The following is a 26,490-nucleotide window of genomic DNA, read 5'->3' as shown; positions in this document are numbered from 1 at the left end:
ATGAACAAAGTATATCTTGTCGGATTCATGGGCTGCGGGAAAAGCGCCATCGGCAAACGGCTCAGCTTCTATACGAAGCTCCCTTTCTACGACATGGACCATGAAATCGTCCAGAAGACCGGTATGACGATCCCTCAGATCTTCGCGACCTACGGGGAAGAGCGTTTCCGTGATATGGAGACCGAATTCCTCCGGACGTTCCGCGACGAGAAATGTATCATTGCGACAGGCGGTGGGGCAGCGATGCGGGAAGAGAACCGGGCACTCATGCGGGCCGGCGGTCTCGTGTTTTTCCTGGATGCTCCGTTCCGCGATATCTGGCGGCGGATCGCAACCGACAAAAACCGGCCGATCGTCCAGCGATCGACGCGCGCAGAAATCGAGACGCTCTATAAGAAACGTTATCCCGCATACAAGACTTCGGCGCACTTCATCGTCCAGACGAAGAAGCGGTCCTTGAGGAAAGTGACCGAGTATATCGCCTTCCAGATGGACCGTCTGTCAGGCGGACAAGACTGAGTGACCCGCTTTCTGCCGGGCAGCCGGCGGACTCCGATTTTGATTGCGCTCCGGCTTGTAAACTGGTAAGATAGGGACGATATCAGCAGTTTTCCGAATCTTGAACTATTGGACGTAAATTAAATAGTGCGGATGAATGTATGGGGAGAGAGCGCAGGATGCGCCGCCGAAGGAGCAAGTGACCGAGTCATGAATCTCTCAGGCAAAAAGACCTGTACTGGACGCATTCCTGAACTGGGCTGCATGAATTCAGCTGGACGGACAGGGGCTCTCTTTTATCACAAAAGGGGCCTCTTTCTTTTTTTAGACGAATGGGGGAGAATGTGTTGTCTGAATCTTTGAAACGAACACCGCTTTTTGAGAGCTACGCATCACATAATGGAAAGACGATCGATTTCGGAGGCTGGGAGCTGCCGGTCCAATTCACGGGCATCAAGGCCGAACATGAAGCTGTCCGAACGGCTGCCGGATTGTTCGATGTCTCGCACATGGGTGAAGTCGCTGTTCGCGGCGCAGGGGCGCTGGCGTTCCTGCAGTCGATCGCAACCAACGATGTGTCGAAACTGAAGGACGGGCAGGCACAGTATACGGCGATGTGCTATGAAGACGGCGGCACGATCGACGATCTTCTGATCTATAAGCGCAGCGACGAAGACTATCTGCTCGTTGTCAATGCCTCGAATATCGAGAAGGATGTCAAGTGGCTGGAACAGCATGCTGCACAGGATGTCGAGATCGATGACCAATCCGACCGCTGGGCGCTGCTTGCCCTCCAGGGACCTAAAGCGGAGGCAATCCTGCAGCGGCTGACCGATGAACCGCTTGCGGACATCCGGTTCTTCCGTTTCAAGGATGATGTCTCCCTGGCGGGGGAGACCGTCATGATTTCCCGGACGGGCTATACCGGTGAAGATGGTTTTGAAATCTACTGCACACCGGAAAGTGCCGTGAACCTTTGGGAGAAGATCCTGCAGGAAGGCAAAGAGGACGGCTTGGTCCCGGCCGGTCTCGGTGCGCGAGATACGCTCCGCTTCGAGGCGGGACTGCCGCTGTATGGGCAGGAGCTGTCCAAAGATATTTCCCCTCTTGAAGCCGGTATCGGCTTTGCTGTCAAAGTCGGGAAAGAACCTGATTTCATCGGAAAAGAGGCGCTCGCCAGGCAGAAAGAGGCAGGGGTGCCAAGGAAGTTGGTCGGATTGGAAATGATCGACAAAGGAATCCCCCGCACCGGCTACCCGGTATTTGCTGACGGGCAGCCGGTCGGTGAAGTCACGACAGGAACCCAATCGCCTACATTGAAAAAGAATATCGGCTTTGCATTGGTCGGCAGGGAGTCATCCGCCGAAGGAACCGAACTGGAAATCGAAGTCCGGAACAAACGCCTGAAAGCGAGAATCATCGGGACTCCGTTCTACAAGCGCCCGTAACGATGACGCCTATCCGATACCCAACAAACAGGAAAGAAGGGATTTGCACATGCAGCACCGCTATATACCGATGACTGAGTCGGATCAGAAAGAGATGTTAGAAACGATCGGCATCACTTCCGTTGACGAATTGTTTGCAGATATACCCGAGAAGATCCGCTACACGGAAAAACTGAAGATCAAGGAAGCGAAATCAGAATCCGCACTTCTAAAGGAACTGTCCCGGCTGGCAGCGAAAAATGCGGACTCCCGGAATTATGCATCTTTCCTCGGTGCAGGTGTCTATGATCATTACAAGCCGGTGATCGTCGACCATGTGATCTCCCGTTCGGAATTCTATACAGCGTATACACCATACCAGCCGGAAATCTCGCAAGGGGAGCTGCAGGCTATCTTCGAGTTCCAGACGATGATCTGCGAGCTGACGGGCATGGACCTCGCCAACTCATCCATGTATGACGGCGGCACTGCACTTGCCGAAGCGGGTACGATGGCTGCAGGCCATACGAAACGCAAAAAGCTCATCGTTTCCGAGACAGTCCATCCGGAAGCCCGTGATGTTGTCCGTTCGTATGCGGACGGACAGCAGATCGAAGTGGTCACTGTGCCGCACAGGGACGGCGTCACAGATACGGATGTCCTGCAGGAATTGCTTTCTGACGAAACAGCGGCTGTGCTTGTCCAGTATCCGAACTTCTTCGGCCAGGTGGAAGACATCCAGGCGATCGGTAAGATGGCGCATGAAGCAGGCGCCCTCTCCGTCGTTTCTGCAAATCCGCTTGCACTCGGCATCCTGACACCGCCCGGAGCACTCGGTGCGGATATTACGGTCGGGGATGCCCAGCCATTCGGGATCCCTGAACAGTTCGGCGGACCGCATTGCGGCTACTTCGCCGTAACGAAGAAACTGATGCGGAAAGTGCCCGGCCGTCTTGTCGGCGAAACGACAGATGACGAAGGCCGCCGCGGCTATGTCCTGACTCTGCAGGCAAGGGAACAGCACATACGCCGTGACAAAGCGACTTCCAATATCTGCTCCAACCAGGCGCTGAATGCCCTGGCGGCTTCAGTGGCGATGACAGCGCTCGGCAGACAGGGAATCCGTGAAATTGCCTATCAGAACTATGCAAAGACGCATTACGCCAAGCAGGCATTCGAGCGGGCCGGTTTCACCGTCCTTGGCGGGGACCGGCACTTCAACGAGCTCGTGGTCGACTGTGGCCGCCCGGTTGCCGAACTCAATGAGCAGCTGCTTGATCAGGGGATCATCGGCGGCTACGAGTTGAGCCGGACGTACGAAGGCATGGAGAATCACGCGTTGATCGCCGTTACGGAACAGAGGACTAAAGAAGAAATCGATGCACTTGTGCAGGAAATGGAGGCCGTCCATGCATAACGAAAACCAGCCGCTCATATTTGAAGTCTCAAAAGCCGGCCGTGTCGGCTACAGCCTGACTGAACTTGATGTGCCTGAAGTCGACCTGGACACACTGCTTCCGGAGTCGCTGCTGCGCAAGGAAGCACCGGCGCTGCCGGAAGTATCCGAACTGGATATCATGCGCCACTATACAGCGCTGTCCAACCGGAACCACGGGGTGGATACCGGATTCTATCCGCTCGGTTCCTGTACAATGAAATATAATCCGAAAATCAACGAAGCCGTCGCACGCATGTCCGGATTTGCGAACATCCATCCGCTCCAGGCTGAATCCACTGTCCAGGGGGCGATGGAAGTCGCCTATGATCTGCAGGAGCATCTGTCCGAAATCACAGGGATGGCCGAAGTGACCCTTCAGCCGGCTGCAGGCGCCCACGGGGAATGGACAGCACTGATGATGATCCGTGCGTTCCATGAAGCGAACGGTGACCACAAGCGGACGAAAGTTCTCGTTCCGGATTCCGCGCACGGGACGAATCCGGCATCCGCGACAGTCGCAGGCTTTGATACCGTCACGGTCCTGTCCGATGAAAAAGGTCTCGTCGATATCGAAGATCTCCGCTCGAAAGTGGACGAACAGACAGCAGCACTCATGCTGACGAATCCGAATACACTCGGATTGTTCGAGGAGAATATCCTCGAAATGGCGGAAATCGTCCATGGTGCCGGCGGTAAACTGTATTATGACGGTGCCAATCTGAATGCCATCATGTCCAAAGCACGTCCGGGGGATATGGGATTTGATGCAGTCCACTTGAATCTGCATAAGACGTTCACAGGCCCTCACGGCGGCGGAGGCCCGGGATCCGGTCCGGTCGGTGTGACGGAGGAGCTCGCATCGTTCCTGCCAAAGCCTGTGCTTGAGAAGCATGACGGCGTCTTCACCTTCAATTACGATCGGCCGCAGTCGATCGGCCGTGTGAAGCCGTTCTATGGCAACTTCGGTATCTACTTGCGCGCCTATACGTACATCCGCTCGATGGGGCCGGACGGACTGAAAGCCGTAACGGAAAATGCGGTGCTGAATGCGAACTACATGATGCGCAGACTTGAGCCGTATTTCGATCTTCCGTACCCGCAGCACTGCAAGCATGAATTCGTCCTGTCGGGCCGGCGTCAGAAAAAACTCGGCGTCCGGACACTGGATATGGCGAAACGGCTGCTCGATTTCGGCTTCCACCCGCCGACTGTCTACTTCCCGCTCAATGTCGAGGAAGGAATGATGATCGAGCCGACTGAAACGGAATCGAAAGAGACACTCGATTCATTCATCGACGCCATGATCCAGATCGCGAAGGAAGTCGAGGAGAATCCTGAAATCGTACAGGAAGCGCCTCATACAACGGTCATCAACCGTCTTGACGAAACGAAAGCCGCACGGAAGCCCGTGCTCAGGTATACACCGGAGACGGAGAGCGAACTTGTGAAAGCATAAGAAAAAAGGCCGGAGCTGACTGCTCCGGTCCTTTCCATTATTTCTTACTTTTCACTTTCCCCGACCACGTGCGGAATCCGCCTTGCAGGTGGTACAGCTGGGAGTACCCTTTCTTTTTCAGGAAGAGGGCGGTCCGGGCGCTTCTGCCGCCATTCTGATCATACAGGTAGACGGGCTTATCTGGACGGATTTCCTTATAACGCTGGCGGAGCTGCGTATACGGCAGGTTCCGCGCGCCTAAGATATGACCGGCATCGAAATCTTTCGGTTCCCGTACATCGATCAGCTGCGCTTTCCGGTAGCCTTCGATGAACTGCTCCTGGGATAAGTTCGTAACTGCCTTGCGCAGCCGCAGGGCTGTAATTGCAAAGTAAGCGATCAATATAACAATCAAAGCTCCCAAAACGTAGAAATTAGCGTTCACAGCATTTTTCCCCTTTCTATCTCCCTTTCATTATAAAGATTAAGTGGCACTTGTTCAATCGCAATGGTAAAATTGAGTCCGAATGAAAGGGATGTGATTGAGTGGGGAAGACGAAATGGCATTTCATCGAGTCGGGCAAATGTGCGCCTGCCTATAATATGGCACTGGACGAGGCACTCCTCGAGTGGCACAGCCGCGGGGAGATCGGCCCGGTTCTGCGATTCTATGAATGGGATCCGGCGACGCTGTCCATCGGCTATTTCCAGCGTGTCGAAAAGGATATCGATCTGGAAGCCGTTCAAGCGCACGGGCTAGGCTTTGTCAGAAGACCGACCGGCGGCCGCGGCGTGCTGCATGAACACGAACTTACATACAGTGTCATCGTTACAGAGGATTATCCGGAAATGCCGGAAACGGTGACGGAAGCCTACCGGGTCATTTCAGGAGGATTGCTGGAAGGGTTCCGCAATTTAGGGCTCGATGCCTCATTTTCCGTGCCGGGTGAGCAGCTGACGGAACAGCTGAAACGGCCGAAGAGCGGTGTCTGCTTCGATGCGCCGAGCTGGTATGAGCTTGTGGTCGAAGGGAAGAAAGTGGCGGGCAGTGCGCAGACGAGGCAAAAAGGTGTCATCCTCCAGCACGGCGCCATCCTGCTGAGCCTGGATGAGGACAAGCTCGTCTCCCTGTTCAAGTTCGATTCGGACGAAGCGAGGGAGAAAGTCCGCCGCGGTCTCCCCGAGAAGGCGGTGGCAATCGACCGGCTCACCGACCGGCCGATCAGTGCGGCCGACTGCTCCCGGGCCTTTGCGTCTGGGTTCGAAACAGCGCTTGACATCGAGCTCGTCCCGTTCGCGCTGAATGAGGAGCAGCTTCGGACAGTGAAGGAGATTGAGCGGACAAAGTACGCCAATCCTGAATGGACGTACAAAAAATAAAAGGCATTCCCGGATGTGCCATGCACACCCGGGAATGCCTTTTTTGCTATAGGTTCACTGTACTCATTTCCGCTTCCGGCGATAATGGTGACGGATCTGTCAAAACGGCTTCGCCGTGGACTTCCACTTCCAGCAGCTTATTGAAGGAAGCGATTGCGACTTCCACCTGGTCGTCGTCCGGCTCTTTCGTTGTCAGCAGCTGCAGCCACAGACCTGGATATCCGAGATACCGGAGGACAGGCACATTCCGTACAGCATTTGTAAGCTGCAGAACTTCGAACGACACACCAAGTACGACAGGGATGAGAAGGATCCTGTTGACAATCCTGAGCCAGAACGGATCTGTCGGCACAAGGAAGTAGATGAACATTCCGACAATGACCGTGAACAGCAGGAAACTGCTGCCGCACCGGTAATGCAGACGTGACTGCCGTTGGACATTCTCGACAGTCATCGGCAGACCGCTCTCGTAGCAGTTGATCACTTTGTGTTCCGCTCCATGATACTTGAACACACGTTTAATGAGCGGTGTCATGGAGATGAGCGACACATAGCTGAGCAGAAGAGCCAGTTTAAAGAAGGTTTCCAGCAGGATCTGAACCGTCTTGCCGGGCAAGATCGAATGGAACAAGCCTGCCAGGAATACAGGGAACAGTGTGAATACGAATTTGCCGAACAGGAAGGATAATACACCTACCGCGGCAACTCCCAGCACCATTGCCAGTTTGGACGATTCTTCTTCGGTAGTCTCCTCTTCTTCACCGGGCAGGACGTCATACCTGTCGCTTGCAAACGTCAAATGCTTCGAACCGAGCCCTGCGGATTCAATCAGCGCAATGATTCCGCGGACAAACGGGATTTTCTTCAATTTTTGGCGGACGGGGCTCGTCTCTTTCAACGCGTGGAAATAGTCGATGGATCCGTCTTTTCTGCGGATCGCAGTGACAGTATGCTGTTTCCCCCCGAACATGACGCCTTCGATCAGCGCCTGCCCGCCGTATGCAGGAGTTTGTCGGTTTTCTTCCATACAAAGCCCACTTTCTATAGTAAGTCTATTTGTTCATGCTGATTGTTCCATTGTACAGGAAAAAGCGGTTTCCCTCCAGCATTCCCGTTTAAAAGTTCTCAATTCGGCGACACTTGAAGAAAGGAGGGAACCATCATCCATATACAATCATTATTCTGGACTTCAGCCGTTGCTGCACTGTTTAGTGCACTGTTCCTGAAATTCCTGCACATTTTCCATTTCGTCGGCTGGTCGCCGACCGGATGGACGGAGTCGCTCGTTTTGTTAGCGGGCCGCCCATGGTTTGTGAAATGGTTTGCACTTTTCGCCGTTCTCCTGATCTTCTATATTCTCGTCTATCTGATCTTTACAGCGGCCGCCTCGCTGCCCCCGTCCGTCCTTTCGATCATAGCCGCGCTGGCCGTCGTTTGTACCGCGGAATGGGTGATCTCCCCGCCTTCGGGTGCAAAAGAAGCTGTCCGCACCATTTCAATTCCTCTGCTGGCCATTGCAGCGATTATCATGCGGTTCGTCTCCGGTACGGCGGTCTTCATGCGGACTGAAGTGGATCGGAAAGCGAAATAGGTGGCCTCGTCAAAATGTTGTGATAAAATGAGGAAGAAAAAGACGAGGGGCTGATGGATTGTGAAGCTGCTGTTGCTGAATGGACCGAATTTGAACCGGCTGGGCAAACGGGAACCCGATATCTATGGTCATGACACACTTACGGATGTGGAACGCCGATTCCGTGAACTGTGTGACAGCCATGATATCGGATGTCTCTGTTTCCAGTCGAACCACGAAGGTGCGCTGATCGACCGTATTCACCAGGCTGCCGATGAAGCGGTTTCCGGCATTGTATTCAATCCGGGTGCGTACACGCATACGAGCATCGCGCTGCGTGACGCCATTGCGGGCGTCGGGATTCCTGTCGTGGAAGTCCATATATCGAATGTACATACCCGGGAACCATTCCGGCATCAGTCCATGCTGGCACCTGTATGCATGGGCCAGATCACAGGTCTCGGCACGCTTGGCTATGAGCTGGCGGCCCTCGCACTGATTCGCAAACTGGAAAGGAATGATGACAAGTGAAACTTGCAAAACTGCGCGATGTCCTGAAAGAGAGAGAATTAGATGCACTGCTGATCACGAGCGGTTACAACCGCCGCTATATGACAAACTTCACCGGGACGGCCGGCATTGCCGTCGTATCGGAAAACGATGCGGTATTCATCACCGATTTCCGCTACATGGAGCAGGCTGCGGAGCAAGTGAAAGATTTCCGGATCGTCCAGCATGAGAAGACGATCATCGAGGAAGTGGCCGAACAGGTTAAAGCGATGAAAATCAGCAGACTCGGTTTCGAGAAAGAAGATTTGACGTATGGTATGTACGAGCTGTACAAATCGAATGTCGATGCGGAACTTGTGCCGACTGCAGGTCTGGTTGAAAAGCTGAGGATCGTCAAGACGCCGGAAGAACTCGAAATCCTGCGCCAGGCAGCCAAGATTGCGGATGATGCGTTCACGCATATTTGCGGATACATCAAACCGGGTATGACGGAACTCGAAGTGGCAAATGAACTTGAATTTTTCATGCGCAAGCAGGGGGCCGCTTCGTCTTCGTTCGATACGATTGTCGCATCCGGCGTCCGCGGTGCGCTTCCGCATGGTGTGGCAAGCGACAAAAAAATTCAATCCGGAGAACTCGTGACAATGGATTACGGTGCGTTGTATAATGGGTACATCTCTGACATTACGCGTACTGTCGCAGTTGGCGAACCAACAGAACAAATGCGGGAAATCTATGAGATTACACTAGCTGCTCAAAAATTGGCAGTGGAAGGCTTCAAACCAGGAATGACTGGGAGGGAAGCGGATGCGATTGCCCGGGATTACATTACTGAAAAAGGGTACGGTGATGCGTTCGGCCATTCGACAGGCCACGGCATCGGTCTGGAAGTGCACGAAGCACCGGGGTTATCTTCTCGGTCCGACATGGTGCTCGAGCCGAATATGACGGTGACTGCGGAACCGGGCATCTACCTGCCGGGTATCGGCGGCGTCCGTATCGAAGATGACCTCGTCATCACGGAAAACGGCTGCGAGCGGCTGACGCACTCTACCAAAGAACTGCAAATTTTATAACAGCAATTGGAGGAAACAACATGATTTCAGTGAACGACTTCAAAACAGGCCTTACAATCGAAGTGGACGGCGACATCTGGCGCGTTATCGATTTCCAGCACGTCAAACCGGGAAAAGGAGCGGCATTCGTCCGTTCGAAACTGCGTAATCTCCGTTCCGGAAACGTGAACGAGAAGACGTTCCGGGCTGGCGAAAAGGTGGAAAAGGCACAGATCGACAACCGTCGGATGCAGTACTTGTACGCAAACGGGGACGATCATGTTTTCATGGATAACGAGAGTTTTGAACAGATCGAACTCCCTGCAAAGCAGATCAAGGATGAATTGAACTACTTGAAAGAGAACATGGAAGTGCATGTCATCCAGTACAAGGAAGAAGTGCTTGGTGTTGAACTTCCTTCCACAGTCATTCTGGAAGTTGCAGAAACAGAACCGGGCATCAAAGGCGACACTGCGAGCGGCGGCTCGAAACCTGCCAAGATGGAAACCGGTCTTACTGTCCAAGTTCCATTCTTCGTTAATATCGGTGACAAACTGATCATCAATACAGAAGAAGGCGAATACGTCTCCCGGGCGTAATTCCGCTCAGCATATGAAAAATCCGGCGCACAGCTGTCCATCTCGGACGGCTGTGCGTTTTTCATATTCAGGAAAGCGGCTGCGTATAGTGGAACAGAGGAGGACTGCCGGATGGAATTGAATGATCTGCTGCGAATCGCCGGCATCGGACTGGTGATCGGCTGCCTGCATATATTCTTTGAACAGACCGGAAAGAAGGAATTCTCCTTTTTCCTGTTCTTCATCGCCTATTTGTACATCGCTGTTGAGATGATCCGGTTCCTTAAAATCTTCTTCACAGAGATTTCCGAATTTCTCCAATGGCTCTCACTGGCAATGTAATGATACTGCTCTTCCAGCTTTTCACCGTGTTCCTGCTGCTATTGGCACTCCGCTATGCGGTTCCGCAGCTGCATCCGATGCTGTACAGTGCATTGTTCGTATTCTTGCTCGGGTACGTGACGATGACCGTCCTGCTTCCATTCCTGAAGACTTTGAACCGGACGTTCCAGATGATCCCGGATCCCTTCGGCCCGCTGCTGATCGGCAGCGCCCTGCTGTTCTTTCTGGAGCACGCCCTCTCCAGCCTTCTGGAAGAGTCGGGATATGGATCACTGGCCACACTGGCACAGCTCGCCGTGAAAATCTCCATCCTGTCGCTGTGGCTTCCTCACCTGGCCCGTCTGATCCAGCAGCTGACACAGCTAATTACGCCCTGACCGAAGGGGATGATCGCCCTGCTCCAATTCATCCACTCGATACTCGGAAGCCTGCTGTCAAGTTTTGCGGTTGTCCTGCTCATCGCGCTCTTCGCAGCTCTTCTGAACTATCTGTTCCCATCCTACAGTGAATGGACGAAACAGCTGCTCTTCATCATCATTCTGCTGGTGGTTCTTCGGCCGGCATTCGAACAAGTACTGCTCATCCAGACGATGATGAAGTCAGTGTCCGCCCTGTTCGTTGCAAGCTATCCGGTTTTGACAGCCGGCATGGCCATCTCCGGGAATGTACTGAGCCTGATCAGCTTCCAGCCTGCCCTGCTGTTGTTTGCGCAAGGGGCCGTCTTCTTTGCAGACAGGCTGCTGCTGCCTCTGATGACAGCAGCTCTGCTCTTCGATATCATCACCCATCTGAATCCGCGTATTTCCTATGCAAAACTATCGGACATGCTCAGAACCACACTGCTCTCCATCGTGTCCGCCATTGTGGCAGCCTATTCGATCTTCATAACAGCCGGGGGAGCGGTGACGTTCGGACTTTCTGAGAGTGCGAGCGAGCCGATCAAAGAACTTATCAGCAAGAACATTCCGTTTGTAGGCTCATTTGTTACGGACAGCTTAGGCGCCTTGGGACGCTATTCATCGGGCGCCGGGACCATGGCCGGCGGCTGGCTGCTGGCAACACTCTGGGGACTCGCAGCTATGCCGGTATTTCAGACGCTGCTCATCGCATTCCTTTATAGATGGAGCGCTGCCATTATCGAACCATTCGCGCCTGAGGTGTACTCGGATGTGCTGGACGATATCGGCCGATCGCTTTTCGTGCTGAGCAGCCTGACGTTCCTGCTGATCTTCGCGTTCGTCTACACCATTCTATTTTTCATCGTCTTCCTGAAACTGATGGGGGGCTGAAAGGGAGTGACCCGCAGATGGCATCTTTTTGACCGGTGTACTGCTCATCTCCATATTGTCCGGTTTACTGCTGCTGCTGCTGCCTGAGGAGAGGCAGGGGGAATTTTCGCAGCTTGCCAGACTGGCAGCCGGCATCTGGCTGCTCGCCAACCTCTTTTCACTGTTCAGGTTATAGTTCGCCGAAACCGCGCATACATTGCAACATAGATGAACAGGCCTCATCTCGAAGACAAAACGGAATGGTGATGCTATGGAAAAACCGAGTATGAAAGCCCAAGTGCTCATCTTTGCAGCTATCACGATTCTAGCGGTCATCTTATTGAATCCTCCCTGGAAAAGCAGCACACAGGAGGAAAAGAAGGAGGGGACGACGGAAACATCTGGACTTGAACACGCGCTGAACCAAATGGAGGGAGTCGGACAGGTTGCTATCTATTTCCATCCTTCCGAACTGAAAGAGGAACGCTCGCCGCTCGCTGATTACTTCAACAAGCAGCCTTCCGCAGCAGACACCGCGTCAACCGGCGTACTGGTCGTGGCGGAAGGGGCAGGGAATCCGGGAGTGAAATCAGAACTGACACGGCTGCTGTCAGCTGTCCTGCAGATTCCCGAACATCGGATCGTAATCGTGGAAATGAAAAAAAGGGGGAACACTGATGAGAACCAATAAACGCACAGTCTGGTTTTTAACACTGATGAGCTTGGTGGCAGTTATTTCGATCTACTACATTAAAGAGAAGGCGCCTATATCATTTGATGGTATCCAGATTTTTTCCGATGATATGAAAGAGACCGCTGACGGTTCGAAAAAGGCGGACGGCGATAAAAAGACACCGGTTTTCGCGAATTCATATGTATTCGAAGAGATGCGGATGGTCGTCCGGGACGAGCGCAGCAAGATGCAGGAACAACTCAACGCTAAAATGACTTCCCCCGACTATACTGCTGAAGAGAAGAACGAAGCGTTCAATGAAATGGAAGCATTGACAAAGCGTGAATCGGCGGAAGCCCTTCTGGAGCTGCAGATCAAAGCACTCGGGTATCCGGAAGCCTTCGTGAAGGCGGAAGACGGGGAAGTGAACGTGACTGTCCTGTCGACGGAAGGGCATTCAGCGAAACTGGCAGCCGAGATCACACAGTATGTCATGGCGAGCTGGGACGGCGCACAGCGCGTTCAGGTTGAATTCACAGGTGACAAGTAAGCTGCTGAAGGCCCGATAACGGGTCTTTTTTTCTATTTTCCTTTGTTTTCCCTCGCAAATAAAGGTTAACTATTTCAAATTCCGTTAAAAACGTCTACTATAGAGAATGAGGGTGTTCAAGAAAACCATATGGAGTCAGGAGAATCATTCATGCTAAAGATCCAGGAAATCCGTGAAATCATCAAGCTGATCGACCAATCTTCGATCGACAAGTTTACGTATGAAGCCGAAGGCACAAAGCTTAAAATTGTCAAAAGTGCAGCACAGGAAGCTGTCCAGGCGCCCGTACAGGCCAAACCGGTGCAGCAAGTTCCGGATGTGCAGGATTCCACTTCAGGCATCCAGGCAGCCCGCCAGCCGGAACCGGCTGTCCAGGAAACTCCGAAAGAACCGGCTTCTGCCCAACAAGAACAGAAACCGGCACCCGCTGAGGAGAAAGCGGCCGATCCGTCTCTCAAGAGCATCGTCTCTCCGATGGTCGGCACATTCTATAAGTCTTCTTCACCGGAAGCGGAAGCTTATGTGCAGGTCGGCAAGAAGGTCGGCAAGGAAGATGTCGTCTGCATCGTGGAAGCGATGAAACTATTCAACGAAATCGAAGCGGAAGTTTCCGGGGAGATCGTTGAAATCCTTGTGCAGGATGGACAGCTTGTCGAATACGGCCAGCCGCTGTTCCTGGTCAAAGAAAACTGATAGGGGGAACGGAAGATGAAAAAAGTTCTGATCGCCAATCGTGGGGAGATAGCGGTCCGCATCATACGGGCATGCAAGGAAATGGATATCCAGACGGTAGCTGTGTACTCTGAAGCAGACCGTGATGCGCTGCATGTCAAAATTGCCGATGAGGCTTTCTGCATCGGACCGAAACTGTCAAAAGACAGCTACTTAAATTTTTCCAATATTATCAGCGTCGCAAAAATGACCGGCTGCGACGGCATCCATCCGGGGTATGGATTCCTTGCGGAGAATGCGAGTTTTGCAGAAATGTGTGAAGAGGTGAATATCGAATTCATCGGTCCTTCATCCGAATCAATTGCGAAGATGGGAGCGAAAGACGCTGCCCGTGAAACGATGCGGCAGGCAGGCGTTCCGATTGTTCCGGGTTCGGACGGTCTGGTGGCCGATGAAGAGGAAGCGCTTTCCGTAGCGGAAGAGATCGGCTTCCCGGTCATCATCAAAGCGACCGCTGGAGGCGGCGGTAAAGGGATCCGGGTCGCACGGGATCCTGAAGAACTGAAGAAGGGCATCAAGATGACGCAGAAAGAAGCGGCTGCCGCGTTCGGCAATCCGGGTGTCTATCTTGAGAAATTCATCGAAGTGTTCCGCCACGTCGAGATCCAGGTTCTCGCGGACAAGCATGGCTATACGGTCTATCTTGGCGAACGTGACTGTTCCATCCAGCGGCGGATGCAGAAGCTGGTCGAGGAAGCACCGTCCCCGGCATTGACACCTGCTCTGCGCAAAGAGATGGGCGAAGCGGCAGTGAAGGCTGCGGAAGCCGTGAAGTACCGCGGTGCCGGCACGGTTGAATTCATCTTCGACCACATCAACAAGAAGTTCTATTTCATGGAGATGAATACCCGTATCCAAGTGGAGCACCCGGTCACGGAAATGATCACAGGCATCGACCTCATCAAACAGCAGCTGAAAGTGGCTGCGGGCGAGGAACTGGCGTTCAAGCAGAAGGATATCAAAATCAACGGCTGGGCGATGGAATGCCGTATCAATGCGGAAAACCCTGAGAAGAACTTCATGCCGTCCCCGGGATTGGTCGATATGTATCTGGCACCCGGCGGATTTGGTGTGCGCGTCGATTCAGCGGTCTATCCCGGTTATAAAATCCCGCCGTTCTATGATTCAATGGTCGCGAAATTGATTGTCCATGCGGATACACGGGAAGAAGCCGTCGCACGCATGAAGCGGGCATTGGATGAGTTTGTCGTGGAAGGCGTGAAGACGACGATACCTTTCCATTACAAATTGATGGATCACGAAGTATTCCAGTCAGGAGATTTCGACACGAAATTCCTGGAAAAATATGACGTTATGAAATCCGACTGAAAAGGAGGCGGCTCGTATGTCAGAAAAACAAACTGCCTTTTTCAAAGCGAACAACTCAGCGGGAGAGAATCTCGGCAAAATTGAACTTGCACCTGAAGTACTGGAAGTCATCATCGGAATTGCCACTTCCGAAGTAGAGGGCATCGTAATGACCTCAGGGAATTTCGCAACAGGGGTTGCTGAGAAATTCGGTAAAGTCATGCACGGGAAGGGCGTCAAGACGGATTGGGCGGACGGCCGGCTGATCATCGACGTGTATTGCATCGCGGAAGAGGGACAGTTCATCCCCCAAGTGGCTGCAGACGTGCAGAAAAAAATACGGGAAGCCGTATTCCACATGACTTCGATCGAAGCGGGAGAAGTGAACATACATGTAACCGGCATCCGGTCAGAACAAAACCAATGACACATATTTCGGCAAGAGCATCATCCGCGGATGGTGCTTTTGCCGTTTCTTACTGTATCTTCATGCAGCAGATGTGCTATGATAAAGCCTAATCGATACAGCGACGAAGGAGACCATACGTATGAAACGAAGAGAAGCGAGAGAAAAAGCGGTCCAGACACTTTTCCAGCTGGATGGAATGGACTTGCCGGCTGAAGAAGCGATCGGCTATATAATCGAAGGGCCGGTTGACCCGTTTTACGAAACCCTCGTAAAGGGCACGAAAGAGCATCAGGAAGAAATTGATGAAGTCCTCATTTCAAAATTGGAGAATTGGTCACTCGCGCGTCTGCCTAAAATTGAACGGACAGTGCTCCGTCTGGCAGCATTTGAGCTGCTCTACAACGATGATGTGCCGCACAAAGTCGCTGTTAACGAAGCGATCGAGCTCTGCAAGACGTTCGGCGATGAAAAATCAGGACGGTTCGTGAACGGAGTCCTGTCGAAGTTTTAATTGAAGAAGGAAGTGTTGCGTCCGATGGGTGTAATCATTGACGGTAAAGCGATTGGTGAAAAGATCAGAAAAGAGATCAAGGCGGATACGGAACGTCTGATCGAGCGCGGCTGCAGGCCGGGCCTTGCAGTGGTGCTGGTCGGAGACGATCAGGCATCCAGAACCTACGTACGGAACAAACAGAAATCGAGCATCGAGGCAGGTATGAAATCCGAGCTGATTGAACTGCCTGTCGACGTCAGCCAGCAGGCACTCCTGAATACGGTGGACCGGCTCAATGCCGATCCAACCATACATGGCATCCTTGTGCAGCTGCCGCTGCCGCCTCATATAGACGAAAGTGCTGTCATCCAGGCGATTTCCCCTAAGAAGGACGTCGACGGCTTCCATCCTGAAAATGTCGGCAAGATGATCATCGGCCAGGATTCCTTCCTGTCATGCACGCCGGCAGGCATCATGGAACTTCTGAAACAGACAGGTGTGGACATCGCAGGCAAACATGCGGTCATCCTCGGGCGCAGCAATATTGTCGGCAAGCCGATGGGACAGCTTCTTCTCCAGGAAGACGCGACCGTCACCTATTGCCATTCGAAGACCTGGGACCTCAAATCATTCACCCGGCAGGCGGATATCCTGATTGCGGCGATCGGCCGCGCGGAATTCATCGATGCCGACCATATCAAAGAAGGCGCGGTCGTCATCGATGTCGGCATGAACCGGGATGAGAACGGGAAACGGTGCGGCGATGTGGATTTCGAGGGCGTCAAAGAAAAAGCCGGCGCCATCACACCGGTGCCCGGCGGGGTCGGCCCGATGACAGTGACGATGCTGCTGAAAAACACACTGAAGAGTGCGCAGCGAACATGCAGCAACTATATTTCCACAAATGGCTGAATCAGCCGTTACATAGAGAACGATTTTGCTGTTTCTTCCAAAGAGACAGCTTTTTAAACGCGGGGAGGGAGTCGGCTTGGCGAACAATCCATATTTGACCGTGCAGGCGGTGACAAAGTATATAAAGAGGAAATTCGATGCGGACCGGCACCTTCGGAATGTCTATATTAAGGGCGAGCTGTCGAATGTCAAACTCCATCCGAGCGGACACATCTACTTCACGCTGAAAGACGAAAAAAGCAGAATCCAGTCGGCCATGTTCCGCGGCAATGCAGCCAACTTGAAGTTCCGGCCGGAGAGCGGCATGAAAGTCCTTATTATCGGGGATATCAATGTATACGAAAGCAGCGGTCAGTATCAGCTGTATGCCCAGTCGATGGAACCGGACGGCGTCGGTGCTCTGTTCCTCGCTTTTGAACAGCTCAAGGAGCAGCTCGGGAAAGAAGGCCTGTTCGACCCGCGCTGGAAACAGCCGCTTCCCTGGATCCCCCGGAAAGTCGGTGTCATCACCGCGAAGTCCGGTGCTGCATTCCGTGATATCTGTTCGACCATCGGACGGCGGTTCCCGATGGCTGAAATCGTCCTGTTCCCGGCCGCTGTGCAGGGAAAGCAGGCAGTGCCCTCCATTGTGGAGGCGATCGGCCAGGCAGGACAGCGGACGGATCTCGATGTCCTGATCGTCGGCCGGGGCGGCGGATCGATCGAGGACTTATGGGCATTCAACGACGAAGCGGTCGCACGTGCGCTCTTTTCCTGCAGAATCCCGACGATCAGTGCTGTCGGGCACGAAACAGATACGACGATTGCGGATTTCGTGGCGGACCGGCGTGCCCCGACCCCGACAGCGGCTGCCGAAATGGCGGTTCCTGCGCAGGATGAACTGGCAGGCCGCATTTTGGATAGGAAGCGTGTGATCTACAGGTTCCTCGCTTCCCGGCTGCAGACTGAACAGAAAAGGCTGACCCGCCTGAAAGATTCCTATCCGTTTGCCTATCCGGATCGCCTGTACCGTCCGTTCATCGAGAAACAGGCGCTGCTGGAGGAAAGACTGACCCGCAGCCGGAACGACCTGCTGTCGCGGAAAGACCAGGAGCTCGGGAGGACGGTATCCCGCCTGAAATATGTCAATCCGCTCGTCCGTGTGCAACATGGTTTGAAAGAACTGCTTGCCTCTGAAGGCAGGCTCACCCGGGCCGTCACCCATTCGACTGCAGTCCGGCAGGAGCGGTTCATGACCGGCATCCGGATGCTGCAGGCGCTGAATCCGCTCCATGTGATGGAACGCGGCTTTACGATCATCTACAATGGGCAGGACCTTGTGAAAAGCGCAACAGGCATGAAAACCGGCGATATCGTGGATGTCAGGCTGCAGGACGGACAGGCCAAGGCGGAAATCATATCGGTGACACTGACTGAGGAGGAATCTTGAATGGAAAACGAATCCATGAAATTCGAAGATGCGATGCTGCAGCTGGAAAAGATCGTCCAGCAGCTCGAAACAGGCGACGTGCCACTGGAAGATTCCATCACGTTGTACAAGAGGGGGATGGAGCTTTCATCATTCTGCCAGCAGAAACTGCAGAGTGCGGAAAAACAGCTCATTTCCATTGTCGATAAGGACGGCACTGCCACACCGTTCGACCCTTCGGAAGGAGAGAACGCAAGTGAATGAACAGCTGAAACAGTTCATGGAAGAAAAACTTCCTCTTTTACATAGCCATTTTGAGCAATTGTTCGAAAGAAAGGAAATTCCGGAGACTTTACGCAAAGCGATGGCCTATTCGGTCGAAGCAGGCGGTAAGCGTATCCGCCCGCTGCTTCTGTTTGCAATTCTGGAAGATCTGGGAAAAACGTCTGAAGACGCCGTCCGTACTGCCGGAGCGATTGAATTGATCCATACGTATTCCCTGATTCATGACGATCTGCCCTCCATGGATGATGATGATTTCCGACGGGGCAATCCGACGAACCATATCGTATTCGGGGAGGCCGCAGCTGTCCTAGCCGGCGATGCTTTGCAAACGCTTGCTTTTGAGGAGATCGCCTCGCTGCGTCATACACCTATTGAGACGGTGGTCGCCCTTCTCAAGTCGCTGGCCAAAGCATCCGGTGCCGAAGGAATGGTCGGAGGTCAGATCCTTGATATGGAAGGCGAGCGCAGGCAACTGTCGCTTGAGGAGCTTGAAACCATCCATGCACGTAAGACCGGTGCGCTTTTGTCCTGCTGTGTCGAGTGCGGAGGACTCCTCGCCCAGGCCTCTTCTGAGACATTGGAACACCTGCGCGTATTCTCATCCAATATCGGCCTCGCCTTCCAGATCAAAGACGATATCCTGGATATGACGGCATCCACTGAACAGCTCGGGAAAACAGCAAACAAAGACATGGAGAGCGAGAAGAGCACATACCCGGCGCTTCTCGGCCTCGAAGGCGCCGAAGAGAAATTGAAGCTTCATCACAGCCGTGCGGTCGATGCTCTGCAGGCAATCGGCCTCGGCAGCAATTCACTCGCCGCCCGGATTGCTGATTACATCATCGATCGTCAGGCATAGGAAAGGCGTCAAAATGGTACTGTCCCCTCGGTTGTTGATATACTAAGAACAATTAGCCGAAGACAGCGGGATTAACTTATGAAGGTGTGTGATAGAGATGGATCTTACAAAGATCAGCAGTCCATCGGATATTAAAAGTTTGAATACGGAAGAGATGAAGGAACTGGCAGCGGACATCCGGAAGTTTCTCATCAATAAATGCTCCGTCACGGGCGGCCATATTGGACCGAACCTTGGTGTTGTCGAATTGACGATCGCCCTGCACAAGTTCTTCGACAGTCCTGACGACAAGTTCATCTGGGATGTCGGACATCAAGCGTACGTCCACAAAATCCTGACCGGCCGTGCAGACGAGTTTGACACGCTCCGGAAATACAAAGGATTGAGCGGGTTCCCGAAACGGGCGGAAAGCGAGCATGACGTCTGGGAGACAGGACACAGTTCGACCTCCCTGTCCGCTGCGATGGGCATGGCTGCAGCACGGGATATCAAGGGCGGGCATAATCATGTGATCCCTATTATCGGTGACGGTGCACTGACCGGCGGGATGGCGCTTGAAGCGCTCAACCATATCGGACACGAAAAGACGGATATGATCGTCATCCTCAACGATAATGAGATGTCCATCGCACCGAACGTCGGCGCATTGCACTCCATTCTCGGAAAACTGAGAACTGCCGGGAAGTACAACAGCGTCAAGGACGATATTGAGGACCTGATCAAAAAAATACCGGCTGTCGGCGGCAAGATGGCTTCCATCGTGGAACGGCTGAAAGACAGCCTGAAGTATCTCGTCGTCTCGGGTATGTTCTTCGAAGAGCTCGGTTTTACGTATCTCGGGCCAATCGACGGTCACGACTTCAATGAGCTGGAGCGGAACCTCCTCTATGCCAAAAAAGTGGAAGGCCCGGTACTGCTGCACGTCATTACGAAAAAAGGTAAAGGCTACCATCCGGCGGAAAACGATAAGATCGGCACTTGGCATGGGACGGGCCCTTACAAGATCGAGACAGGGGACTTCGTGAAATCCCCTGCGAAAGGTCCTTCATGGAGCGGACTTGTGGCAGCTACGGTCGCCCGGATTGCCCGTACCGATAAACGGGTGGCGACGATTACACCGGCCATGCCGGTCGGTTCGAAGCTGGAAGGGTTCGCGGCTGAATTCCCGGATCGCTTCTATGACGTAGGTATCGCAGAGCAGCACGCAGCAACGATGGCTGCCGGAATGGCGACACAAGGTATGAAACCGTTCCTGTCCATCTATTCCACCTTCCTGCAGCGCGCCTATGACCAGGTCGTCCATGATATCGCACGTCAGAACCTGAATGTATTCATCGGCATTGACCGTGCCGGACTGGTCGGAGCGGATGGGGAGACCCATCAGGGTGTATTCGATATTGCATTCCTCCGTCATGTGCCGAATATGGTGATCATGATGCCGAAAGATGAAAACGAAGGCCAGCACATGGTCAATACCGCAATTGCCTATGATGACGGACCGATTGCAATGAGATATCCGAGAGGCAACGGCTTCGGCATCCCGATGGATGAGGAGCTGCAGGTGCTGCCGATCGGTTCGTGGGAAATACTCGCAGAAGGTGCGGATGCCTCGATCCTGACATTCGGCACGACAATTCCCATGGCGTTCGAAGCGCGTGAAATACTCGCTGAACGGGGAATCGATGCAGCCGTCGTCAATGCGCGCTTCATCAAGCCGCTCGATACAGCGATGCTCGATGAGCTGTTCGCCGCCGGGAAACCGATCATCACAGTGGAAGAGGCGATCCTGGCAGGAGGATTCGGCAGTGCTGTCCTGGAATATGCTGACGACAGCGGAGTGTCTGCGCCGATTTACAGGATGGGAATCCCCGACCAATTCATTGAACACGGCGACGTCGATGCATTGCTCGCTGAAATCGGCATGACACCGGCAGTGCTTGCGGATATGACAGCAGATGCGATTGCCGCAGCCGACCGCAAAAAGGAGCTGCGATGACCAACACCGATCCGAAAGAACGGGTGGACATACTCCTCGTCCAGCGCGGTCTCGCCGAAACGAGAGAACAGGCGAAACGTGCCATCATGGCAGGCCTGGTGTTCTCGAATGAAACAAGGATGGACAAACCTGGGGAAAAGATCAAGTCCTCCTCTCCGCTGCAAGTGAAGGGGAATACGCTGAAATATGTCAGCAGAGGCGGATTGAAACTTGAAAAGGCTCTGAATGAGTTCGATACGTCCCCTTCCGGACAGATCATGCTGGATATCGGTTCATCGACCGGCGGCTTTACGGATTGTGCGCTACAGAACGGTGCCGTGCACTGTTATGCTCTGGATGTAGGCACAAACCAGCTGGCCTGGAAAATCCGGTCCGACGAACGGGTGACAGTGATGGAACAGTGCAATTTCCGCTATGCCACACCCGATATGTTCACGCAGGGATTACCGGGATTCGCGACGATCGATGTCTCATTCATATCACTGGCGCTGATCCTTCCCCCTCTTAAGAAAATCCTCGTTCCAGGCGGTGAGGTGATCGCGCTTGTGAAACCGCAGTTTGAAGCAGGCAGGGAAAATGTCGGGAAGAAGGGCATTGTCCGTGATTCCGGTGTCCATGTACAGGTGCTGAAAGATGTGGCGGCATTTGCGGCGGAAAATGGGTTCGGTCTGCGGAACATGACATATTCGCCGGTGACGGGCGGTGAAGGGAATATCGAGTTTCTCTACCACCTTGTTTCAGAAGAAGACCCCGCCACCGGATACGAGGAAGAAGATTTTAAACGGCTGTCAATGGAGGCGCATTCAGCCTTGAGCAGTTAATGTATGAAGGAGCGGCGTTTCAGGAAAGCGGAAGCAGCATCTGCAGAACAGCTGGCGGCTGGGCTGGGGATGCAGCTTTCGCTTTCCGCCCTATGAAGCAGCCGGTACTGGAGGGAAGTATATGAACAAAGGGCAGCGGCATCTCAGGATCCGTGAAATCATACTGGAACAGGAGATTGAAACGCAGGACCAGCTGGTGGAAGCGCTCAAGAATTCAGGGGCTGATGTCACCCAGGCGACGGTTTCCCGGGATATCAAGGAGCTCCACCTGTTCAAGACGCCAATGCAGAACGGTCGATATAAGTACAGTCTGCCGGCCAGTCCTCAATTCAACATTGAAGACAAGCTCCATCGAATGCTGACGGATGCGTTCATCAGCATGGACGGAGCGAGTCATTTTCTCATATTGAAAACACTGCCGGGCAATGCCCATGCAGTCGGTTCCCTTATTGATCATCTGGAATGGCAGGAGATGCTCGGCACTATTTGCGGCGATGACACGTGCATGATCATCTGCCGGACGGAACATGCAGCGGGCATAGTCAGGGACCGTCTGCTCGCAATGCTGTAAGAAAGGGGGAGCAGCCCTTGTTAAGTGAACTTTCGATCAAGAATTTTGCAATCATAGAAGCGCTGGATGTGTCCTTCGAAGAGGGACTGACAGTACTGACGGGCGAAACAGGTGCCGGGAAATCGATCATCATCGATGCAGTCCAGCTGGTCGCAGGCGGGAGAGGTTCCGTTGAATTCATACGGCACGGGACGAAGAAGGCGGAGTTGGAAGCGATGTTCTCCATTCCGGATGCGGACCATCCCGTATTCAGGAAGATGCAGGAGTTCGGAATTGAAGCGGAAGAAGGTACGATCATCCTGCGCAGGGAGCTGAACCTGAATGGGAAGACGACCTGCCGGGTGAACGGCAAGCTTGTGACCATCGCCATTCTGCGTGAAATCGGCTCCCAGCTGATCGACATCCACGGTCAGCATGAAAACCAGGAACTGATGCATCAGAAACAGCACATCCACCTGCTGGATGCATTTGCCGGGCAGCCATTCAAATCGTCCATGAAAAGTTACAGCGGTCTATATGAGGATTACGTGAAATTACGGAAGAAACTGAGCCTTGCCTCGGAAAACGAACAGCAGATCGCACAGCGTATCGATCTGTACTCGTTCCAGCTGCGGGAAATCGATGAAGCCTCCCTGCAGGCAGGGGAAGAGGAATCACTGGAGAGCGAACGGCTGAAACTCCAGCATTTCCATCGGCTGTTCGATCGCCTGACTAGTGCGTATGATGCCCTGCAGGGGGATTCACATGCACTCGATCTACTTGGCAATGCAATGAGCGATCTGGAAGACGCCGCCTCCGTCGATAAGGATCTCGCAGGCTTCGCAGAGACGGCGGGGGAAAGTTTCTACTCTCTGCAGGACATTGCTCATGATATCAAAGTCATCATTGACGAGATGGAGTACGAGCCGAACCGCCTCGAAACTGTGGAAGACCGGCTGGCACTGATTACATCGCTGAAGAGGAAATATGGTTCCTCCATCGAAGATATCCTGCTGTACCGCGACAAGATCGCGGACAAGCTGGACGAACTGGTGAACCGGGACGGCCGAATCGAAAAAGAACAGGAAAAGCTCAAGCATCTCCGGGCTGACCTGGAAATCGAAGCCGGCGAACTGTCCGAGATCCGGAATCAGTCCGCCAAAATGCTGGAAGAAGCCATTATGGAGCAGCTGAGGCAGCTGCACATGGAAAAGGCGGTATTCCAGGTGAGGATCGATCGGAAAGAGGCAGGGACGTTCGATTATAATGGATTTGACGACGTCGCTTTCTATATTTCAACAAATGTCGGGGAACCGATGAAGCCGCTCGTGAAAGTCGCCTCCGGCGGTGAACTGTCGCGTGTCATGCTCGGGCTGAAGACCATATTCTCGAAACACCAGGGGATCACGTCGATCATTTTCGATGAAGTCGACACAGGGGTGAGCGGCCGGGTGGCACAGGCGATTGCTGAAAAAATCGCTGCCGTCGCCAGGAATTCCCAAGTTTTATGTATTTCCCATCTGCCGCAAGTCGCCGCCATGGCGGATCACCATTACCTCATTCAAAAAGAGGTGACGGACGAACGGACACGGACATCGATCCGCGATGTGATGGAGGATGAACGGACACGGGAACTGTCGCGGATGCTGTCCGGAGCTGAAGTGACACCGCTCACACTGCGGCATGCAGACGAGCTGCTCCAGCTGGCGGAAGCAAGGAAATCCGAATTATGAATGTGAAGCCGACGCCGCAGCGGAGCTGCCGGCGTTTTTTTTCGATTCCACCTCTGCATGTTTTACCCTTTCATAACCGACACCGGAACGGACACTCTAACTGTAATCCCGAAACGAAGGAGGTGACGTATGGAATGGAATAGACAGCTGAAAGCGATCATGGCATCCGCTGCGGCAATGGTGATGCTGTTCACGGGGTCCATAACGGTTCTCGCTGCGCCGGCAACATTGATCCCGATGGGGAATTCGATCAGTATCCAGCTGGCACTGTCGGGAGTTTTCGTTACAAATGATATCCCATTATCCAAAGGGGACGGGCTCTTGAAGGCGGGAGATCAGGTCGCTGCTGTTGATGGTGTTTCTGTGAATTCCCTGGAATCTCTGACGGATGCAGCAGCATCCCTCAAGGACGATGGGACGGTAAAGCTGTCCATCATGCGGGACGGCCGTGAAAAGGTGTTCGAAACGGATGGCTTATCCTTCAAACGGTCGCTGTCGTTCCTGAAAGACACGACGGAAGGGACCGGGACACTTACGTATGTGGATATCACAGAGAAAACATATGGCGCTCTCGGTCATCAGATCATCGACAGTTCGTTCAACAGTGCGCCGGACTTCAAAACTGGTTCAATCTATCTGTCCGAAATCGAACAGATCAAAAAGAGTTCGCCTGGACATCCAGGATATAAGATCTCTTCCATCCTCGATCAGAATGAGACACTCGGCACAATTGTGACCAACAGTGTGGTCGGTATTTTCGGTGAATGGAACGCTTCTTATAAAGAAGTCTTGACGAAACCAATGGAAGTTATGCAGCCGGACGAACTCGCTCTCGGTCCAGCCGAGATCTTGACAACCATTGAAGGGACAAAAGTGGAGTCATTCAAGATCAATGTGACAGATTCGTCAGCGGATGCTTTCAAATTCACGCTGACAGATGAACGGCTGCTGAAAAAGACCGGCGGCATCCTGCAGGGGATGAGCGGCAGTCCTGTCATCCAGGACGGGAAGTTTGTCGGAGCCGTCACGCACATGTTTGTTGACCAGCCTGAAAAAGGAGCCGGTCTATTCCTCGATAAAATGACAGAGCAAGGCAGCTGAAGCTAACCAGCCGGACTTCCGGCTGGTCTTTTTTAATTTTTTGTAAAATAGGCAAGAATCCAGTCGAAATAAGAAGAAACTGTATGTCCTTGTATTCATTTTGGATACAAATGGAGGAACAGATGTAGATTTGTCGAAAAATTACACGTAGAATAACTCTTACAGCGGGTAAACAAGGGGGACGTAAAAATGGGGAAAATTAAAATAGCAATCGCAGATGATAATAAAGAACTTGTGAAAACGATGGGTGCATACTTTGAGAAACACCCCGAAATTGAAGTGATCTGGACAGCACCAAACGGGAAAATCTGCCTTCGTAGCCTGGGAGAAGCTGTTCCGGACGTACTGCTGCTGGATATCATCATGCCGTATCTTGACGGAATCGCCGTATTGGAGAATATCCGACAGCAGGAAGCGTATGCGAATGTCAAAATTATCATGCTGACCGCTTTCGGTCAGGAAGATGTCATGACACAGGCGGCGGGCCTTGGCGCTTCGTATTTCATGCTGAAGCCGTTTGAATTCGAACAGCTCGTCAACCAAGTGTTCCAGGCAGCGCAGATCCAGAAACCGGCCAAAGCGCAGGCTCCGGCCCAACAGGAGGCCCGGACTGATGAAGCTGTGTCCCAGAAGGTCCTGGATACGGCCATCACGTCCACTATCAAGGAGATCGGTGTGCCGGCCCATATTAAAGGCTATTCCTATTTGCGTGAAGCGATCCACATGGTCTATGCAGACCATGATCTGCTGGGAGCAGTGACGAAGATCCTGTATCCTGAAATAGCGGAAAAATACAAAACAACTCCATCCCGTGTCGAGCGGGCGATCCGGCATGCGATTGAAGTGGCCTGGAACCGGGGGAATTACGAAGTGATTTCAAAAACATTCGGTTACACCGTCCACCATTTGAAGAGCAAACCGACAAACAGCGAGTTCATCGCCATGATAGCGGACAAGATCCGGATTGAACACATGGCCAGCTGAATAACGTCCCGGTAAAGGGGCTGTCCTGCAAAAGTCCATCCCGGATTTTTGGAGGACAGCCCCTTTTTCAATGTCGTATTGAGGATAGTTTGCAGTCGATGGCAGTATAACTGCCCTCTTCCCGTGTGAAGAAAGTTGCAATAGATGAAAAACACAGAAAATATAAAGGCGGAAG

31 protein-coding genes and 1 riboswitch are annotated in these 26,490 nt (G+C 53.0%); of the genes, 29 read left to right on the top strand and 2 right to left on the bottom strand.

The window, feature by feature from the left end; genetic code table 11:
- From BN1190_RS09075 to gcvPB, 4 genes are all read left to right on the top strand, one after another.
- The gene (locus tag BN1190_RS09075) at positions 1–519 is read left to right on the top strand and encodes a shikimate kinase (RefSeq protein WP_040286602.1); all 519 of its coding nucleotides are present in this window, start codon (positions 1–3) and stop codon (positions 517–519) included.
- Positions 520–651: 132 nt separating this feature from the next.
- Positions 652–743: riboswitch (glycine riboswitch) on the top strand.
- An 87-nt stretch (positions 744–830) separates the two neighbouring features.
- Positions 831–1,946: a glycine cleavage system aminomethyltransferase GcvT gene (gene gcvT / locus BN1190_RS09070; RefSeq protein ID WP_040286601.1), complete on the top strand. Its 1,116-nt coding sequence runs from the start codon at positions 831–833 to the stop codon at positions 1,944–1,946.
- A 49-nt stretch (positions 1,947–1,995) separates the two neighbouring features.
- Positions 1,996–3,342 carry an aminomethyl-transferring glycine dehydrogenase subunit GcvPA gene (gene gcvPA, locus BN1190_RS09065; RefSeq protein WP_040286600.1) on the top strand — a complete coding sequence of 449 codons (1,347 nt, stop codon included), beginning with the start codon at positions 1,996–1,998 and terminating at the stop codon, positions 3,340–3,342.
- The gene (gene gcvPB / locus BN1190_RS09060) at positions 3,335–4,819 is read left to right on the top strand and encodes an aminomethyl-transferring glycine dehydrogenase subunit GcvPB (protein ID WP_040286599.1); all 1,485 of its coding nucleotides are present in this window, start codon (positions 3,335–3,337) and stop codon (positions 4,817–4,819) included. The genes gcvPA and gcvPB overlap by 8 nt, the downstream gene beginning before the upstream one ends.
- Positions 4,820–4,856: 37 nt before the next feature.
- On the opposite strand, the gene BN1190_RS09055 is transcribed toward gcvPB, so the two are convergent.
- Positions 4,857–5,222 (bottom strand): rhodanese-like domain-containing protein, encoded by a 366-nt coding sequence (locus tag BN1190_RS09055; protein WP_425313930.1) that lies wholly within the window; start codon positions 5,220–5,222, stop codon positions 4,857–4,859.
- Positions 5,223–5,401: 179 nt separating this feature from the next.
- On the opposite strand from BN1190_RS09055, the gene BN1190_RS09050 reads away from it, so the two are divergent.
- Positions 5,402–6,178, top strand: coding sequence for a lipoate--protein ligase family protein (locus BN1190_RS09050; protein WP_082023384.1), 777 nt, complete (start codon positions 5,402–5,404; stop codon positions 6,176–6,178).
- A gap of 46 nt (positions 6,179–6,224) precedes the next feature.
- Here BN1190_RS09050 and BN1190_RS09045 read toward each other — a convergent pair whose 3' ends face one another.
- Positions 6,225–7,205, bottom strand: a complete 981-nt coding sequence (locus BN1190_RS09045; protein ID WP_052461776.1) for a DUF1385 domain-containing protein — start codon at positions 7,203–7,205, stop codon at positions 6,225–6,227.
- 261 nt (positions 7,206–7,466) lie between these two features.
- Here BN1190_RS09045 and BN1190_RS09040 point away from each other — a divergent pair, with 261 nt between their 5' ends.
- The 24 genes from BN1190_RS09040 to spo0A all read left to right on the top strand — a co-directional run bounded on the left by BN1190_RS09040 (position 7,467) and on the right by spo0A (position 26,315).
- Positions 7,467–7,769: a hypothetical protein gene (locus tag BN1190_RS09040; protein WP_144036085.1), complete on the top strand. Its 303-nt coding sequence runs from the start codon at positions 7,467–7,469 to the stop codon at positions 7,767–7,769.
- A gap of 60 nt (positions 7,770–7,829) precedes the next feature.
- Positions 7,830–8,279 carry a type II 3-dehydroquinate dehydratase gene (gene aroQ / locus BN1190_RS09035; RefSeq protein ID WP_040286595.1) on the top strand — a complete coding sequence of 150 codons (450 nt, stop codon included), beginning with the start codon at positions 7,830–7,832 and terminating at the stop codon, positions 8,277–8,279.
- On the top strand, positions 8,276–9,334 hold the full coding sequence (locus tag BN1190_RS09030) for a M24 family metallopeptidase (RefSeq protein WP_040286594.1): 1,059 nt from the start codon (positions 8,276–8,278) through the stop codon (positions 9,332–9,334). Before aroQ ends, BN1190_RS09030 begins: the two co-directional genes overlap by 4 nt.
- Positions 9,335–9,354: 20 nt before the next feature.
- Positions 9,355–9,912, top strand: coding sequence for an elongation factor P (gene efp / locus BN1190_RS09025; protein WP_040286593.1), 558 nt, complete (start codon positions 9,355–9,357; stop codon positions 9,910–9,912).
- A gap of 111 nt (positions 9,913–10,023) precedes the next feature.
- Entirely contained in the window at positions 10,024–10,233 is a 210-nt protein-coding gene (locus BN1190_RS09020; RefSeq protein ID WP_040286592.1) for a stage III sporulation protein AC, read from the top strand.
- Complete coding sequence (locus BN1190_RS09015; protein ID WP_040286591.1) at positions 10,233–10,610, top strand: SpoIIIAC/SpoIIIAD family protein; 378 nt, start codon at positions 10,233–10,235, stop codon at positions 10,608–10,610. Before BN1190_RS09020 ends, BN1190_RS09015 begins: the two co-directional genes overlap by 1 nt.
- A gap of 9 nt (positions 10,611–10,619) precedes the next feature.
- The gene (locus BN1190_RS09010; protein ID WP_052461775.1) at positions 10,620–11,522 is read left to right on the top strand and encodes a stage III sporulation protein AE; all 903 of its coding nucleotides are present in this window, start codon (positions 10,620–10,622) and stop codon (positions 11,520–11,522) included.
- A gap of 28 nt (positions 11,523–11,550) precedes the next feature.
- Positions 11,551–11,697, top strand: coding sequence for a hypothetical protein (locus BN1190_RS15045; protein ID WP_179860768.1), 147 nt, complete (start codon positions 11,551–11,553; stop codon positions 11,695–11,697).
- A 75-nt stretch (positions 11,698–11,772) separates the two neighbouring features.
- Positions 11,773–12,192: a hypothetical protein gene (locus BN1190_RS09005; RefSeq protein ID WP_040286590.1), complete on the top strand. Its 420-nt coding sequence runs from the start codon at positions 11,773–11,775 to the stop codon at positions 12,190–12,192.
- On the top strand, positions 12,179–12,724 hold the full coding sequence (locus BN1190_RS09000; protein ID WP_040286589.1) for a SpoIIIAH-like family protein: 546 nt from the start codon (positions 12,179–12,181) through the stop codon (positions 12,722–12,724). Before BN1190_RS09005 ends, BN1190_RS09000 begins: the two co-directional genes overlap by 14 nt.
- A 150-nt stretch (positions 12,725–12,874) precedes the next feature.
- Positions 12,875–13,417 (top strand): acetyl-CoA carboxylase biotin carboxyl carrier protein, encoded by a 543-nt coding sequence (gene accB / locus BN1190_RS08995; protein WP_040286588.1) that lies wholly within the window; start codon positions 12,875–12,877, stop codon positions 13,415–13,417.
- Between the two features lie 15 nt (positions 13,418–13,432).
- On the top strand, positions 13,433–14,785 hold the full coding sequence (accC, locus tag BN1190_RS08990) for an acetyl-CoA carboxylase biotin carboxylase subunit (RefSeq protein ID WP_040286587.1): 1,353 nt from the start codon (positions 13,433–13,435) through the stop codon (positions 14,783–14,785).
- 16 nt (positions 14,786–14,801) lie between these two features.
- Positions 14,802–15,191: an Asp23/Gls24 family envelope stress response protein gene (locus BN1190_RS08985; RefSeq protein WP_040286586.1), complete on the top strand. Its 390-nt coding sequence runs from the start codon at positions 14,802–14,804 to the stop codon at positions 15,189–15,191.
- Positions 15,192–15,312: 121 nt separating this feature from the next.
- Positions 15,313–15,684, top strand: coding sequence for a transcription antitermination factor NusB (gene nusB, locus BN1190_RS08980; protein WP_040286585.1), 372 nt, complete (start codon positions 15,313–15,315; stop codon positions 15,682–15,684).
- A gap of 24 nt (positions 15,685–15,708) precedes the next feature.
- Positions 15,709–16,578, top strand: coding sequence for a bifunctional methylenetetrahydrofolate dehydrogenase/methenyltetrahydrofolate cyclohydrolase FolD (gene folD / locus BN1190_RS08975; protein WP_040286584.1), 870 nt, complete (start codon positions 15,709–15,711; stop codon positions 16,576–16,578).
- Positions 16,579–16,654: 76 nt separating this feature from the next.
- The gene (gene xseA / locus BN1190_RS08970; protein ID WP_040286583.1) at positions 16,655–18,007 is read left to right on the top strand and encodes an exodeoxyribonuclease VII large subunit; all 1,353 of its coding nucleotides are present in this window, start codon (positions 16,655–16,657) and stop codon (positions 18,005–18,007) included.
- Positions 18,008–18,250 carry an exodeoxyribonuclease VII small subunit gene (locus tag BN1190_RS08965; protein ID WP_040286582.1) on the top strand — a complete coding sequence of 81 codons (243 nt, stop codon included), beginning with the start codon at positions 18,008–18,010 and terminating at the stop codon, positions 18,248–18,250. It abuts the gene before it with no gap.
- A complete protein-coding gene (locus tag BN1190_RS08960; RefSeq protein ID WP_098060127.1) occupies positions 18,243–19,130 on the top strand; it encodes a polyprenyl synthetase family protein in 888 nt (295 codons plus the stop codon). Before BN1190_RS08965 ends, BN1190_RS08960 begins: the two co-directional genes overlap by 8 nt.
- 97 nt (positions 19,131–19,227) lie before the next feature.
- Positions 19,228–21,126 (top strand): 1-deoxy-D-xylulose-5-phosphate synthase, encoded by a 1,899-nt coding sequence (gene dxs, locus BN1190_RS08955; protein WP_040286581.1) that lies wholly within the window; start codon positions 19,228–19,230, stop codon positions 21,124–21,126.
- The gene (locus BN1190_RS08950; protein WP_040286580.1) at positions 21,123–21,947 is read left to right on the top strand and encodes a TlyA family RNA methyltransferase; all 825 of its coding nucleotides are present in this window, start codon (positions 21,123–21,125) and stop codon (positions 21,945–21,947) included. Before dxs ends, BN1190_RS08950 begins: the two co-directional genes overlap by 4 nt.
- 121 nt (positions 21,948–22,068) lie before the next feature.
- The gene (gene ahrC, locus BN1190_RS08945) at positions 22,069–22,518 is read left to right on the top strand and encodes a transcriptional regulator AhrC/ArgR (protein ID WP_040286579.1); all 450 of its coding nucleotides are present in this window, start codon (positions 22,069–22,071) and stop codon (positions 22,516–22,518) included.
- A gap of 17 nt (positions 22,519–22,535) precedes the next feature.
- Positions 22,536–24,230 (top strand): DNA repair protein RecN, encoded by a 1,695-nt coding sequence (gene recN / locus BN1190_RS08940; RefSeq protein ID WP_040286578.1) that lies wholly within the window; start codon positions 22,536–22,538, stop codon positions 24,228–24,230.
- A 129-nt stretch (positions 24,231–24,359) separates the two neighbouring features.
- Complete coding sequence (locus tag BN1190_RS08935) at positions 24,360–25,331, top strand: SpoIVB peptidase S55 domain-containing protein (RefSeq protein ID WP_040286577.1); 972 nt, start codon at positions 24,360–24,362, stop codon at positions 25,329–25,331.
- Between the two features lie 189 nt (positions 25,332–25,520).
- Complete coding sequence (spo0A, locus tag BN1190_RS08930; protein ID WP_040286576.1) at positions 25,521–26,315, top strand: sporulation transcription factor Spo0A; 795 nt, start codon at positions 25,521–25,523, stop codon at positions 26,313–26,315.
- Positions 26,316–26,490: the final 175 nt, after the last annotated feature.

This window comes from Sporosarcina koreensis, from assembly GCF_000826145.2.
Taxonomy (GTDB): domain Bacteria; phylum Bacillota; class Bacilli; order Bacillales_A; family Planococcaceae; genus Sporosarcina; species Sporosarcina trichiuri.
Note: the sequence above shows the minus strand (reverse complement) of the source record. Positions and strands in the feature narration are given on the sequence as shown.

Coding starts and splice junctions, on each gene's coding strand:
- BN1190_RS09015 (WP_040286591.1), top strand. CDS start 10,233: ATGATACTGCTCTTCCAGCTTTTCACCGTGTTCCTGCTGCTATTGGCA.
- BN1190_RS09050 (WP_082023384.1), top strand. CDS start 5,402: ATGGCACTGGACGAGGCACTCCTCGAGTGGCACAGCCGCGGGGAGATC.
- gcvPB (WP_040286599.1), top strand. CDS start 3,335: ATGCATAACGAAAACCAGCCGCTCATATTTGAAGTCTCAAAAGCCGGC.
- BN1190_RS08985 (WP_040286586.1), top strand. CDS start 14,802: ATGTCAGAAAAACAAACTGCCTTTTTCAAAGCGAACAACTCAGCGGGA.
- BN1190_RS08935 (WP_040286577.1), top strand. CDS start 24,360: ATGGAATGGAATAGACAGCTGAAAGCGATCATGGCATCCGCTGCGGCA.
- accC (WP_040286587.1), top strand. CDS start 13,433: ATGAAAAAAGTTCTGATCGCCAATCGTGGGGAGATAGCGGTCCGCATC.
- BN1190_RS08965 (WP_040286582.1), top strand. CDS start 18,008: ATGGAAAACGAATCCATGAAATTCGAAGATGCGATGCTGCAGCTGGAA.
- gcvPA (WP_040286600.1), top strand. CDS start 1,996: ATGCAGCACCGCTATATACCGATGACTGAGTCGGATCAGAAAGAGATG.
- dxs (WP_040286581.1), top strand. CDS start 19,228: ATGGATCTTACAAAGATCAGCAGTCCATCGGATATTAAAAGTTTGAAT.
- BN1190_RS09000 (WP_040286589.1), top strand. CDS start 12,179: ATGAGAACCAATAAACGCACAGTCTGGTTTTTAACACTGATGAGCTTG.
- BN1190_RS09020 (WP_040286592.1), top strand. CDS start 10,024: ATGGAATTGAATGATCTGCTGCGAATCGCCGGCATCGGACTGGTGATC.
- BN1190_RS09010 (WP_052461775.1), top strand. CDS start 10,620: ATGATCGCCCTGCTCCAATTCATCCACTCGATACTCGGAAGCCTGCTG.
- accB (WP_040286588.1), top strand. CDS start 12,875: ATGCTAAAGATCCAGGAAATCCGTGAAATCATCAAGCTGATCGACCAA.
- BN1190_RS09045 (WP_052461776.1), bottom strand. CDS start 7,205: ATGGAAGAAAACCGACAAACTCCTGCATACGGCGGGCAGGCGCTGATC.
- nusB (WP_040286585.1), top strand. CDS start 15,313: ATGAAACGAAGAGAAGCGAGAGAAAAAGCGGTCCAGACACTTTTCCAG.
- BN1190_RS09075 (WP_040286602.1), top strand. CDS start 1: ATGAACAAAGTATATCTTGTCGGATTCATGGGCTGCGGGAAAAGCGCC.
- gcvT (WP_040286601.1), top strand. CDS start 831: ATGGGGGAGAATGTGTTGTCTGAATCTTTGAAACGAACACCGCTTTTT.
- BN1190_RS08950 (WP_040286580.1), top strand. CDS start 21,123: ATGACCAACACCGATCCGAAAGAACGGGTGGACATACTCCTCGTCCAG.
- spo0A (WP_040286576.1), top strand. CDS start 25,521: ATGGGGAAAATTAAAATAGCAATCGCAGATGATAATAAAGAACTTGTG.
- efp (WP_040286593.1), top strand. CDS start 9,355: ATGATTTCAGTGAACGACTTCAAAACAGGCCTTACAATCGAAGTGGAC.
- ahrC (WP_040286579.1), top strand. CDS start 22,069: ATGAACAAAGGGCAGCGGCATCTCAGGATCCGTGAAATCATACTGGAA.
- BN1190_RS09005 (WP_040286590.1), top strand. CDS start 11,773: ATGGAAAAACCGAGTATGAAAGCCCAAGTGCTCATCTTTGCAGCTATC.
- folD (WP_040286584.1), top strand. CDS start 15,709: ATGGGTGTAATCATTGACGGTAAAGCGATTGGTGAAAAGATCAGAAAA.